A 13,511-nucleotide genomic window follows, 5' to 3' on the forward strand; every position below is an offset into this window, starting at 1 on the left:
TTACCGCCGCTGCGACGCACCAAGCTGTCGTTTCCCTGACCGCGCAAGAATTACCGTGCGGCCTGGAAAGATGATGGAGCGATGTGAATTTGGGTAGGCGCTACGGCGAGATTTCGGATTAGTTAAACCCTCGAATTATAGCGCGAAACGGCCCATCAGGCAAATGCGATATGCCTGATGGGCCGTTAAGTTATCTGCAAACTCAATAGTGTACGGGCGTTCGCTAATTAATTTCTTGAAGCCGTCCTGCTGACATTCCGCAAAAAGAATGCGTCAGTTGATATAAATTACAGACCCAGCGCAGCAATACCAGCCTTGGCAATTTGCGCATCTTCCGCCGATTTCACACCAGAAACACCGACTGCACCTATGCAATGTCCATCAGCAAAAATAGGCACGCCACCTTCCAGCATGCCATCCAGATTCGGTGCGCGCATGAAAGAAAAACGTCCATTGTTGATAATATCTTCATAAATTTTAGATTCACGCTTGCCCAGGGCTGCAGTAGTCGCCTTGGCTGGTGCAATGTGTGAAGAGATAGGTGCCACGCCATCCAGACGTTGCAACCACATCAAGTGGCCGCCATCATCCACAATTGCAATGACCACTGCCCAGTTATTCGCCTTGGCTTCCGCTTCTGCTGCTGCCGCGATTTTTTTAACATCATCCAATGTCAACACAGGTTTTGTTTGCATAATTGCCTCTCGAATAAAGTCAGCGGATTGTACGCCAAGCAATTGCGCTTAGGTATACAAACAGTTTTAACCAATTTCCAGATATCAAATCAACAAATAAATCAGCAGTAATTACATTTGGTAATGATTGCGGACCAGAAATCTTCCCGAATAGTTTACATTTTTTAAGAGTTCGCTTAAAGTTGAGCGATTTTTCCAACCAGGTGCAAAGATGCTAATAAACGTTTCCAGTCAAAAAAGGAAAGCCAAATTAGTGCTTATCTCGACATTGCTGCTCACAGCAGCGGTCACCCCTGCCTGGAGCGCCGACAATCCCTTCCCTGAATCTTCAACCGCTTATCTGAAACTGCAAGAAATCAAGCAACGCGCTTCTGATCTGACTGTCAAAGCGATGGATTTGATGGGCATACGCTATAAACGCGGTGGCAACACCCCGGAAAACGGTCTGGATTGCAGTGGCTTTGTACGCTACGTTTTCAAGGATGTACTGGGTGCCAATCTACCCCGCACCTCAGCAGAAATCAGCCGTGTTGGTGAACAGATAGAGCAAAAAGATTTACAGCCGGGTGATCTGGTTTTTTATAACACACTCAAACGCGGCTTTTCACATGTAGGCATTTATCTGGGTGACAACAAGTTCATCCACTCCCCTTCCGCTGGTGGCCAGGTTCGCGTAGAAAGCATGGACATAGCCTACTGGAAAAAACGTTTCAACGGTGCCCGTCGCATCAACGAAAACGAAACGAAGTAATTCACAGCCCCTCCCACAATTCCCAGCCATATTTATCGCGCGTCATCAAGCGTGCTATAGCCACGCTCAAAAACGCACGACATAAATAATAAGGGCAGAGCATTCGCTCCGCCCTATCAGCAAGAATCATAAAAATCGCAAACCCTAGCCTGCAATCAACGTTCCTGCATCGCTTTAATTTTTTGCTTAATTTCCGGCATCATCGCCATGGCGGCTTTTTCACCTGCCAGTATCGCCAAGTTCCTGCCGGCAAAATCATTTCCCTTCATACCTGGCAACTCTGGCCGGATGACAATTTCTGCCTGCTTCAATTCAAACTGATTGATGCTTTGGCCCATGATGGCTACGGTTTGCAGCAGCACATCCAGCGTGCCGTTGGATACCAGCGCTTCTGGTTGCGCAGAAATATTCACGGCAATCACGATATCTGCCCCCATTTCACGGGCAAAACGCACCGGCACCGGCGATACCAGGCCTCCATCCACATACAGGCGATCATTGATTTTTACCGGCTGAAAGACGCCAGGTACAGCCGACGACGCGCGCACCGCAGCACCGGTATTACCACGCTGGAATAGCACTGCATGGCCCGTCGCCAGGTCGGTTGCCACAGCACCAAACGGCTTGCGCAACTTTTCTATCGGCGCCTGCACGACGAGACGATTAACGTAGGTCTGCAAGGCATCCCCCTTCAAGACCCCACTGGATTTGGAAAACAGAGGCAAAGACCAGTCAGAAATCGTCGCCTCATCCATATCCAGTGCCATTTTTTGCAGAGTAAAGCCGTTATTGCCAGCCGCATACATGGCACCAACCACGCTGCCTGCACTGGTACCGACGATCACGTCAGCAAAGATACCCTGCGATTCCAGCGCTTTGATCACGCCAATATGGGCAAAACCACGTGCCGCACCACCGCCCAGCGCCAGGCCTATACGTATAGGTTTAAGCGTCTTGGCAACGGGAATCGCCGGTGCCACCACAGCAGGCTGTTGTGGCGTCGTGTTACAGGCACTGATGCCTGCCACCAGCAGCAGGGGCAAAAACAAACGCCTCCATACGGACGTACTTGCAGGTTTGACAAGCGTGGTTGCAGATAGCAAAGTAAAGGGTGAAGAAAAAAATGAAAGCGACATGAGTTTGCTTAGTAAATGAAATCCGGAAACACGGAATTGAAAATGCATGACAGGTGCGAGATTATATTTGTAAAAGGCGTATGCCCACATGCAAGTTTCGGCAGAAATTGGTAAGGAAATAATTCAGTAATCACCTTCCCTCCAATTCAGCTACTTACCAGATACATTTTCATACTTACTTTCAGTGCATATAGACAAAAGAAAAACGAATTCATTCTCACTGAATATCACTATTTCATCACCATTTTATGATACTCAGTATTACGTTAACAGTATGTCATGCCATAGACATAATTTGTCATGATAATCGCGCAGTTGTCGTGCATGGCTTGCCTGCCTTGCTTTTACCAAATTAAGCCAGCAGCTTCAGCGACGCCCTTATTGCTCATTCAATGCAATGCCTATTCAATGCGATGCTTATTCAGAAAGAATGTATGAAAAAATTTGCCTGGCTGCCACCCGTTGCAGCAATAGCACTGGCCGGTTGCAGCAGCAGCAATCCTGTGGTTGACCCGAATGCCGTACCGGAAGGAACCATACTCAAGGTCGCCCTGCTGGAAACCACCGATATCCACCAGAACATACTCAGCTACGACTACTATGGCCTGAAGGCAGATACCAGCCTTGGCCTGGAAAGAACCGCAACACTGATCAGTGGCGCACGGGCCGAAAACCCGAATAACGTCTTGCTGGACGATGGCGATGTCATTCAGGGTACTTTGCTGGGCGACTACCAGGCATTGGCAGCACCGGTGACCTGTAGCGGCACGCTGGCCGTGTACAAGGTTATGAATGCACTGAAATATGATGGCGCCAGCATGGGTAATCATGAATTCAATTATGGCTTGAATTTCCTGAGCCAGATTACCAATACGGATTTCGGCCTGCCCGATGTCAGCAAAGCCGGCACCTGCGGCTCACCCAGCTTTCCATTGGTATTGTCCAATGTAGTTGGTGCCGTCAACCAGAAACCCATCTTCAATCCCTACTCCATCGTCGGCAAGCAATTCACCGCCACCAAACCGGATGGCAGCAGCATGAGCGTCAAGCTCAATGTCGGCATCATCGGCTTTGCCCCGCCACAAATCATGGATTGGGATCAGAAATACCTGGCAGGCAAGGTCATGGTGAATGGCTTGCAGGAATCTGCCAACAAGTACATACCTGAAATGCGCAGCAAAGGGGCTGACCTGGTCGTTGCGCTGTCACATGGCGGCCTGGATGCTTCGCCGTATAGCCCAAAAATGGAAAACGGCAGCCTGTACCTGACATCTACCGGCATCGATGCCCTGATGCTGGGTCACTCCCATTTGATTTTCCCCAAAGGCAAGGAAGTTGGCGCACCCGCTATTGACGCTTCGCTGGCTGCATTGCCAACCGCGCAGGTTGATTCCGTCAAGGGTCTGGTCAACGGCGTGCCGGCAGTCATGGCACAAAGCTGGGGCCGTCGCCTGGGTATCATACAACTGGTACTCAAATACCAGGGCGGCAAATGGGTCGTGCAAAAAGACCTGACCAATGTCGAAGCACGCGGCTTTAAATACAAGGATGGCACCACCCTCGTTGATGCAGATGCGTCGATTGCACCACTGGTGGATACTGAACACAAAGCCACCATCAACTATGCCACCCAGCCACTGGGCACGACGACCGACTTCCAGATGTCTGCCTATTTCTCTCTGGTTGGTGATGTAACAGCCATCCAGATCGTCAACCAGGCACAAATCGATTATGTGAAAAACTTTATCGCCAATTCGACCGATGCCACGATAGCCAGCTACAAATCCATCCCTGTCATTTCTTGCAGCGCGCCGTTCAAAGCGGGCCGCAATGGCCCTACCGACTTCACGGATGTCGCCCCCAATGCCACACCAGCTGCACCATTTGGTCTGCAAGTACGCAATCCGGGCGACCTTTACCTGTACGGCAACAACAACTTGCAGGCAGTCAAAATCAAGGGGCTGGATTTGAAAAACTGGCTGGAAACAGCTGCAAAACAATTTGCCCAGATTGACCCGACGCTGACCACCGAGCAAGACCTGGTGCCATCGTATTCAACCATCTTCAACTACGATGTCTTCTACGCTGACAACAATGCACTGAAGTATCAGATCGATGTGACACAAGCAGGTGGCAAGCGCATCGTCAACCTGACGTATGCAGGCAAGGCAGTGGCTGATACTGACGACTTCATCGTCGCAACGAATGATTATCGTGCTGGCGGTGGCGGTAATTTCCCTGGTATCGATGGCAGCAAAACCATCATCAAATCGCCGGATGCCAATCAGGCTGTGGTCAGCGATTTCCTGAAAAAACAGGGCAAAGTCACCAGCACCGGCAATGGCCTGGGCCAAAGCTGGAGCTTTGTCAAAGTCGATACCAAAGGTCCGGTGATCTTGCGTTCTGCCCCTGGTAAACTGACAGTTGCACAAAACCTGGGCCTGAGCCGCGTCAAGGCAGAAGGTGGACTGGATGCCAGCGGCTTTGCCAAATACGCGATAGATTTGAGTAAATAAAATAGGCTTTTTATTTTTTACGCTTAGTTCGCTCTACGTACCTCCCTCACGGGAGGTACTGTTTTCATCAAGCACTACCTTTTTTGCAATCGATAATGCACTCCACCATGCACAAGCTGAATAAAACCGGATATGTAAAAGTCGCGCTGACAGCCTCAGTTCTGGTTCTTTTAAATGCCTGCACGCCAACTGCCACCATCCCAAGCAATGCAGAAATCGAATCTGCCGGCATACAGGCGCTGCATGCGCAATCTCCATCGGCGCTGCAAGCCCTGAACCAATGGGCGCAAGCGGGCAACCCGGTCGCCCAGCGTGAACTGGGCCTGGCCTATTCCATCGCACCAGCACATTACGCCGATGCCCTGCTGTGGCTGGAAAAAGCGGCGCAAGGCGGCGATGACCATGCGCAGTTTCAGCTGGCAGAAGCCCACTACAAAGAACGCCTGGGTTTGAAACAGAATTATGCGCAGGCATGGAAATGGTATGAAGCCGCAGCAAAAAACAAAAATGGCAAAGCCAGCTTCATGCTGGCACGCATGGCCAAATACGGGCAAGGTGTAAGACAAGATGTCGCCAGTTCGGTCCAGTGGTTAACAATAGCCAGCCAGCAAGGTAATGCCCAGGCCATGTTTTTGCTGTCGAATGCCTATGCTGCCGGTGAAGGCGTGCAACAGGACATGCTACAGGCCAGAAAGTGGCTGGAAGAATCTGCCGAGCTGGAATACCCGGTCGCCATCCAGGCACTGGCCATGGAACTGGAAACCGGTAGCCAGCATGTGGAAAAAGACAGCCTGAAGGCCAGACACCTGATCAAAGAAGCATCTGACGAACGCCTGATGCGCTGGAACAGGTATCAGTAGACCAGTGCCAACTCAGTCGCTGACACCAAGCCTATAAAGTAGCAAACATGGCGATCACTGCAATCGCCATCATCATAGTGGCGAGCCAGCCCAATATCTTCAACCTGTGGGAAATCACAAACTGGCCCATGATGTCGGACCTTGCCGCCATCAGCATCATCACTACCATGATAGGGACAGAGATAACGCCATTGATGACTGCACTCCAGTACAAGGCCTTGATAGGGTCGATGGCGGTAAAGCCCAGTGCAATACCAATCACCGTTGACAAGGCAATGATGGCGTAAAACTGTTTCGCATTCATGGGCGAACGTTCGAGACTATTCTTCCATTTGAACGCCCCCGCCATCGCATATGCCGATGATCCTGCCAGCACCGGTATGGCCAGCAAGCCTGTACCTATAATGCCTGCGCTGAACAGCATGAAGGCAAATTCGCCTGCGATAGGACGTAAGGCCATGGCAGCCTGGGCAGAGGTCTGTATGTCGCTGATGCCGTGCATGTTGAGTGTCACTGCCGTCGTCAGAATAATAAAGAAAGCCACCAGATTGGAAAATGCCATGCCGATATAGGTATCGATTTTGATGCGTTTCATATTCGCGGCTGCTTGTTCCGGTGCTTCTAATAATGGTCGCGCTGCGGGATCACCTTCCATCTCTTCCACTTCCTGCGAGGCTTGCCAGAAAAAAAGATAGGGACTAATGGTGGTACCAAACAGGGCCACCACGGTGGTTACATATTCCGGCTTCCACGACAATTGTGGAAAAAGTGCTTTCTGTATGACCTGGGACCAATGTATCTGCACCACAAACACCGTGGCCACATAGGCCAGCAAAGCCAGGGTCAGCCATTTCAACAACCGCACATAGCGCTGGTAAGGCACAAACACCTGTAGCAGCAAAGAGATGACGCCAAAACCCACCGCATACCAGTGCGCCCGGCCACCAATCAAGAGCTTCAACGCTTCACCCATGGCAGAAACATCCGCTGCGATATTAATGGTGTTGGCAACCAGCAGCAAACTGACAATGGCGTATAACAGCCAGGCAGGATAATGGCGACGGATATTGGTTGCCAGCCCATGGCCGCTGACCCGGCCAATACGGGCACTGACTACCTGTATGCCCACCATCAATGGGTAGGTAAACAGCACAGTCCACAACATATTGAAGCCAAACTGCGCGCCAGCCTGGGAGTACGTGGCGATACCGCTTGGGTCATCGTCTGCGGCGCCGGTAATCAGGCCTGGTCCCAGTTTTTTCAGCCAGGATGGTTCTGCTACCTGCGCTGCCTTGATAGGAGTTGAGTCAGTCATGAACAGAAATGGGGATAACGACAGAAAAATGAAATGAGAAAAATTACAACAGCAAATCGCTGGCAAAATTATTTCCGGACATAGCCTGACACACCTGATAGTGCAATATGCTCAACTGCCCTGGCTTAACCCATATCAACGCTGTTTCAGCGTAATATCAACGCCGATTCCACGGTAGCCATTAAAACGGCTGGCCGAATCGAATATGGGCTCACCACTGACCTGTAGGTATTGCATGCTGCCGTCTTCCCTTTTGCGGCTGTAAATGAAATCCAGAAAAGGGCGGCGATTTTTGATGTTGGCATCCAGTTGTGCATGTTCTTCCACATTCCAGCCTGGCAAGCCGGCGGGCGATATACCCTGCATCTGGTCGTCTACAATGCCCAGCATCTCAAATACGGGGCCTGACACACTGGTGAAATTACCCTGAGCATCCTGCTCCCAATAACAGTCGGTAGACAATTGGGTAAAGCTTTTGAACCTGGCTTCGCTTGCGCGCAATTCTGCAGTGCGCTCCAGCACCAATTCTTCCAGACGCAGATTATGGGCTTCCAATTTTTGATACAGCAATCTGACTTCCAGCATATTGCGTATGCGCGTCTGCACCACAATCAAATCAAAAGGCACGCTGACAAAATCCCTGACACCAGCGAGCAAGGCCTGCATTTGCTGGCTGGTATCAGCAGTGACCACCAATACAGGCAAATAGGGTTCCTGTTCCAGCTCTCTTAGCAAATCAATGACTTCAAAACCATCCATGGATGGCATTTGCAGATTCAGTAAAATCAGATCATACCGGTGTGCCGCATGCAAAACGGCGACACCCTGCGGGTCCAGGGTCGAACTGACGTCGGTATATCCGGCCTTGAGCAGCATCTGCTCCAGTAGCACCACGTTAGCGTCCTGGTCATCTACAATCAGGATCTTTGCACTCAGTATTTCAACCGCATCCAGCATACATTCTTTCGAAAAATTTCATTTATAAGACTTGACTCATTCATAGCCATGAGATGCGTCCCATGATTCTTCTGAAAGAAAACAGCAGCGTCGCTATTATGGATTCCGGTAAAAATCAAAACACCATCTCATAAACCTATACGGTTCACCAATACACCCAACTTGCGTACCTGCGGCAAAGACAGTGCCGTATCCAGCGCGGATGGCTCGCCCTGACGTTGCCTGACATCGCATAAAAGGCGGGCAAATTCTTTCTTCACCACGTCATAACATTCACAAACATTTTCTTCCAGGCCACCCCGGTCCACTACCGTAATATGACCCCGACGGTAGCGGATGTAGCCATAACTCTGCAACTTGCCGGCAGCTTCAGTTACACCCTCGCGCCTTACACCAAGCATATTGGCAATCAATTCTTGCGTGATTGTCAGTTCATTGGTGGGTACACGATCCAGTGTCAGCAATAGCCAGCGACACAACTGCTGCACTACTGAATGATGGCGGTTGCACACCGCCGTCTGCGACATTTGCGTAATTAATGCCTGCGTATAACGCAGCAACAAGCGCAATACGGGGCCGGCACGATTAAATTCTTCCATCAATATCTGTGACTTGAGGCGATACCCATATCCTCCGGTCTGTACCACCGCCCGGCTGGGCGTGGAATCCCCGCCCATAAAAAGCGAAATACCCACCACGCCTTCATTGCCGACACCGGCAATTTCAGATGAACCGCCGTTTTCCAGCAAATAATGCAGGGAAACAATGGACGTCGTTGGGAAATACACATACTGCAACTTGCCCCCCGATTCATACAAGACATCCCCCAAGGGCATGGGGATCAGCTCAAGGTAAGGCGACAAGCGGTTAAATTCAGCATCCAGCAAGGCTGCCAACAGGTAATTCTGGTTCGGATCATTGGTGACGACCATATCAAGCTCCTGCTTTTCGTGATGAATAAGAGGAGGAACAAGCACACGTTCAAACTGCGCACAATATTCCGCTTGATTAACTGTAAAACAATTACAATTTCCGTGTCTGTTCGATATCACACATATAGAAAAATAAATACACAAACGTTGCCCTGCACCATCAGCGCAAGGCAAAGAGCAATACATGATTGGCAGCATTACTACAATGCCGTCATTAATTCGCTTCGAAACAAACTATCGCAGCTTTAAAAGAATTTCTTTGTGTGCTAGCGCACAGACCAAGCTGATTTAATGTCAAAGCCGTTTGAACCTGACCTTAAATCAACCTTAAATCAAGCTTAAACTGATCTTATTTAGTTACCAGTATGATTAAGTATCCACATGGCCATTGGCTGAAGAGTGAGCTACAGCAGGTGTATCTGATGATCCGAGCACACGTAAAGGATCGCCAGGTGGAATGTCCGACAGCAAACGATCAAACTCATGTTTGACGACGGCATAACACTCACAAACCACTTTCTCAAGTCCGGGGCGATCAATCACATCTATCCTGCCACGACTATAATTAATCAGGCCCATTCTTTGTATGTTACCGGCAGCAGCAGTAACACCTTCACGTCTCACGCCCAGCATATTGGCGATCAGTTCCTGTGTCATGGAGACTGAATCTGTCGGCAAACGGTCCAGACTCAACAATAACCAGCGACACAGTTGTTGTTCTATCGAGTGATGGCGGTTGCAGACGGCAGTCTGGGTCATCTGCGCGATCAGGGCCTGGGTATAGCGCAACAGCAAACGCAGGAAAGGACCGGCACGATTGAATTCCTCTTTGAGATGCTGAGACTTCAAACGATAACCATATCCACCGGACTGCACCACTGCACGGCTAGGCGTCGTCTCACCGCCCATGAACAGCGAAATGCCGAGTATGCCCTCGTTACCGACAATGGCAATTTCAGCTGAGGCACCATTTTCAAGCACATATAACAGTGAAACGATGGAAGTCGTCGGAAAATACACATAACTCAGCGTGGCACCGGCCTCATACAAGGCCTCTCCCAATGGCATGATTACCAGTTCAAGATGGACAGCAATACGCTCGAATTCTGCCTGCGGCAAAGCTGCCAGCAAATGATTTTGCAAAGGGTTGTGTGGGATGATCATGGAATGGGCTTGTAGCTGCCATCCCGATTTGGAACGACATAGATTAGACTGAGGAATAAGTTCTAATCACAGAGTAGCAGGATTAACGCCTGTGTATGTGCGTTATCGCTCACAGCGCACTTCTTATATGTGAGCGTTGCCACCCTGTTGACATTGCCTGGCCTGGGCAAATACACAATCAGCAAAAAATTACTGAAAAGGAATGTCTGAAAGCAGGCGATCAAACTCTTTCCTGATCACCAGATAACATTCACAGGCTACTTCTTCCAGCCCGGGCCGGTTCAGCACAACGATAGCGCCACGACTGTAGCTAATCAAACCTGCACGTTGCAGGCGCCCGGCAGCTTCGGCCACCCTTTCACGCCTCACCCCCAGGGAATTAGCGATGCGTTGCTGGGTAATATGAACGCTATCAGATGACAAATGGTCGAGACTTAACAAAAGCCAGCGACACAATTGTTGCTCCACCGTATGGTGCAGATTGCAAATGGCGGTCTGCGTCATTTGCGTAATCAGGGCCTGGGTATAACGCAGTAACACTCGCAAGAGCGGGCCAGCACGGTCAAATTCGATTTTCAGGATGGGGCCTCGCAAGCGATAGGCATGACCTTCCCTTTGAACCACGGCACGGCTAGGTGTGGTATCGCCCCCCATGAACAGGGAAATACCTACCACACCCTCTTTACCGACAGCGGCAATGTCGGCTGACACACCCTCTTCCAGCACGTACAACAAAGATACGATGGCCGTCGTCGGAAAATAAACAAATTGCTGCTTCACCCCGGATTCATACAGCACATCGCCAGCGGCCATCAATACCAATTCCAACCCGGCTGCCAGGGCACTAAACTCGGCAGCAGGTAAAGCAGCAAGCAGATGATTTTGCAAAGGGCTGTGAGATTGAAGCATTCGCGTTTTTAAGCCCTTGGTTCCATTGACATTTTTACCTTGCCTTAGTGCAAGCAGTTTCTGCATAGAGGCTATCACGTCATGTAATTTTTCTGTGCGCGCTTGCGCACACAAGTCACCCCATAAACCTAATTTAATTGAAATAAATCGCAGCAACATGCAACGAGCTTTGGAACTGGCTTTGGAACTGGATTTAAGAACAGCTTGGATAAACGTGTGATTCACTGCCCTACCCCAAAAGCTGGACTGAAAGGTAAAAATCCCCGCGCAGGTTACAATAGCGGATTGTGAATCGCTGTTTCGTTTTATCGTGAATAAACCTGTCATACCTTCGCGCCGCGTCTCTGTTGCCCCCATGCTGGACTGGACAGACAGACATTGCCGCCAGTTCCATCGTCATATCACCCGCCATACCTGGCTCTACACCGAGATGGTCACCACCGGAGCCCTGCTGCGCGGTGATGCACAACGCCATCTGGAGTTCAATCCGGACGAACATCCTGTTGCCTTGCAACTGGGCGGCAGTGAAACTGCTGACCTGGCACAATGCGCCAAAATGGCTGAGGAATGGGGCTACGACGAAGTTAATCTGAATTGCGGCTGCCCTTCTGAACACGTGCAAAAAGGCGCCTTTGGTGCCTGCCTGATGTCTGAACCACAGTTGGTGGCAGATTGCGTCAAGGCCATGAAAGATGCCGTATCCATCGATGTAACCGTGAAACACAGGATAGGCGTCAATGATGTCGATTCCTACGAATTCATGCGTGACTTCGTCGGCACGGTGGCAGAAGCTGGCTGCCATACATTTATCGTACATGCCAGAAATGCCATCCTCAAGGGCCTGAGCCCCAAAGAAAATCGCGAAATTCCGCCGCTGAAATACGATTACGCCTATCGCCTGAAACAGGAATTTCCGCAGTTGGAAATCATCCTCAACGGCGGCATCAAAACGACCGCAGACATGGACCTGCATCTGCAACATGTGGATGGCGTCATGATAGGCCGCGAGGCTTATCAAAACCCGTATTTCATGGCCAATTTTGACGCCCGCTTTTATGGCGACAACAGTCCGGTAAAAAGCCGTGAAGAAATCCTCGCCTGCATGGTGCCCTACATACAGCGCCAGCTGGAACTGTATGGCAACGACGGCAAAGGTCTGCGCCTGAACACCGTCGTGCGCCACATGCTGGGCCTGATGACAGGTCTGACAGGCGCACGCAGCTTCAGGCAAATTCTGTCTGACAGCAAAAAACTGGCGCTCGGCAATCCAGAATTATTGCTGGAAGCAGCCGCACGCATGCAGCAAGTTGCCTTGCAGGAAAAAACCCGCGAAGAGCAGTTCTCCGAATAAAAACATTCCCCGCTGTCCATCTTCAATCCTGATCCAAAAGATTCAGTATGGACGCGCATTTTGTCTGTATCAAACTGTAGAGAAACGTATAGATTGTAAAGATTCATGTAACGCTAATGATCTGTTTTATGTCCTTATCAGTACATACGTAAGAATTTGTAATAGCTTGTCGGCACCGGCAAACGCAGGCATATATTGACCCTGTTTTCTCGCACGATCCTTCAACTCACTGCGACAGTGAGGTTGCCTACGCAATCACTTGCGTAGGCTTTTTTATTTCAACATGTCGATACACAGGAATCTACATATGCTGCACAAAGCCTCCATTAAATTTGTTTTTGCTTTGGGTATGGTTTGTTCACCTTTACTGGCTCAACTCGCACATGCCAACCCCGTCATGGACTTGCGCTTTGATGGCTTGCTGGCAAAAGCCAATGAACTGAAGAAAGAACTGAACCTGAACGCCAATCAGCAAGTGCTGTGGCAACAGACAGAAAACAAACTCCAAGCCATGCGTCGCCAGCGCGATATACGCCGTGAACGCATGCAGGTAGAGCTGGAACAACGTCTGGAACAGAACAACGTTGAACTGCGTGAACTGACACCGCAAATCGAACAGGAAGAACAAACCACAGAGCAAGAAAATAAACAGATGCGTGAGCTGGTGCTGACCATCAATGACGCCCTGGACGACAAACAGCGACAAATGCTGCAAATGTTCCTGTTATCGTCGTTAAGAGCGACACAGGATCCAGACAAAATGAAACGCCCTGAATCCGGCGGCGACAGCAAACAAAAAGGCGGCATGGGACGCCAGCGTGGCGGTAGCATGGGTGGCGGAATGGGTGGTGGTGGCATGGGCGGCGGTATGGGCGGTGGCGGCTAAAGCAAGTCCCTGGCAGACTGCCAATAAAGAAAGTATTGC

At 50.2% G+C, this 13,511-nt stretch carries 12 protein-coding genes; 5 read left to right on the forward strand and 7 right to left on the reverse strand.

Going from position 1 to position 13,511, the window contains the following annotated elements; translation table 11 throughout:
• Positions 1-287: 287 nt before the first annotated feature.
• A complete protein-coding gene (locus ACO0LK_RS19370; RefSeq protein WP_186949375.1) occupies positions 288-695 on the reverse strand; it encodes a GlcG/HbpS family heme-binding protein in 408 nt (135 codons plus the stop codon).
• A gap of 211 nt (positions 696-906) precedes the next feature.
• On the opposite strand from ACO0LK_RS19370, the gene ACO0LK_RS19375 reads away from it, so the two are divergent.
• Positions 907-1,446, forward strand: coding sequence for a C40 family peptidase (locus ACO0LK_RS19375; protein ID WP_422977908.1), 540 nt, complete (start codon positions 907-909; stop codon positions 1,444-1,446).
• A gap of 155 nt (positions 1,447-1,601) precedes the next feature.
• Here the strand turns inward: ACO0LK_RS19375 and ACO0LK_RS19380 are convergent, their stop codons facing one another.
• Positions 1,602-2,582: a patatin-like phospholipase family protein gene (locus ACO0LK_RS19380; RefSeq protein ID WP_422977910.1), complete on the reverse strand. Its 981-nt coding sequence runs from the start codon at positions 2,580-2,582 to the stop codon at positions 1,602-1,604.
• Between the two features lie 434 nt (positions 2,583-3,016).
• Between ACO0LK_RS19380 and ACO0LK_RS19385 the strand changes: the two genes are divergently transcribed.
• Both ACO0LK_RS19385 and ACO0LK_RS19390 read left to right on the forward strand, forming a co-directional pair.
• Entirely contained in the window at positions 3,017-5,098 is a 2,082-nt protein-coding gene (locus ACO0LK_RS19385; RefSeq protein ID WP_422977912.1) for a bifunctional 2',3'-cyclic-nucleotide 2'-phosphodiesterase/3'-nucleotidase, read from the forward strand.
• Positions 5,099-5,193: 95 nt separating this feature from the next.
• Positions 5,194-5,958 carry a tetratricopeptide repeat protein gene (locus ACO0LK_RS19390; RefSeq protein WP_422977914.1) on the forward strand — a complete coding sequence of 255 codons (765 nt, stop codon included), beginning with the start codon at positions 5,194-5,196 and terminating at the stop codon, positions 5,956-5,958.
• Between the two features lie 31 nt (positions 5,959-5,989).
• Here ACO0LK_RS19390 and ACO0LK_RS19395 read toward each other — a convergent pair whose 3' ends face one another.
• From ACO0LK_RS19395 to ACO0LK_RS19415, 5 genes are all read right to left on the reverse strand, one after another.
• The gene (locus ACO0LK_RS19395) at positions 5,990-7,273 is read right to left on the reverse strand and encodes an NRAMP family divalent metal transporter (RefSeq protein ID WP_422977916.1); all 1,284 of its coding nucleotides are present in this window, start codon (positions 7,271-7,273) and stop codon (positions 5,990-5,992) included.
• A 135-nt stretch (positions 7,274-7,408) separates the two neighbouring features.
• Positions 7,409-8,230 (reverse strand): response regulator, encoded by an 822-nt coding sequence (locus tag ACO0LK_RS19400; RefSeq protein ID WP_422977918.1) that lies wholly within the window; start codon positions 8,228-8,230, stop codon positions 7,409-7,411.
• 128 nt (positions 8,231-8,358) lie between these two features.
• A complete protein-coding gene (locus ACO0LK_RS19405) occupies positions 8,359-9,162 on the reverse strand; it encodes a Crp/Fnr family transcriptional regulator (protein ID WP_422977920.1) in 804 nt (267 codons plus the stop codon).
• A gap of 369 nt (positions 9,163-9,531) precedes the next feature.
• Entirely contained in the window at positions 9,532-10,326 is a 795-nt protein-coding gene (locus tag ACO0LK_RS19410) for a Crp/Fnr family transcriptional regulator (protein ID WP_422977923.1), read from the reverse strand.
• Between the two features lie 189 nt (positions 10,327-10,515).
• Positions 10,516-11,235, reverse strand: coding sequence for a Crp/Fnr family transcriptional regulator (locus tag ACO0LK_RS19415; RefSeq protein WP_422977925.1), 720 nt, complete (start codon positions 11,233-11,235; stop codon positions 10,516-10,518).
• Positions 11,236-11,545: 310 nt separating this feature from the next.
• Here ACO0LK_RS19415 and dusA point away from each other — a divergent pair, with 310 nt between their 5' ends.
• Together dusA and ACO0LK_RS19425 are read left to right on the forward strand one after the other, a co-directional pair.
• Entirely contained in the window at positions 11,546-12,586 is a 1,041-nt protein-coding gene (gene dusA / locus ACO0LK_RS19420) for a tRNA dihydrouridine(20/20a) synthase DusA (RefSeq protein WP_422977927.1), read from the forward strand.
• A 307-nt stretch (positions 12,587-12,893) separates the two neighbouring features.
• A complete protein-coding gene (locus ACO0LK_RS19425; RefSeq protein ID WP_422977929.1) occupies positions 12,894-13,472 on the forward strand; it encodes a hypothetical protein in 579 nt (192 codons plus the stop codon).
• The last annotated feature ends 39 nt before the right edge of the window (positions 13,473-13,511 follow it).

Origin of the sequence: Undibacterium sp. Ji49W, from assembly GCF_049340205.1 — a bacterium.
Classification (GTDB): Bacteria; Pseudomonadota; Gammaproteobacteria; order Burkholderiales; family Burkholderiaceae_D; genus Undibacterium.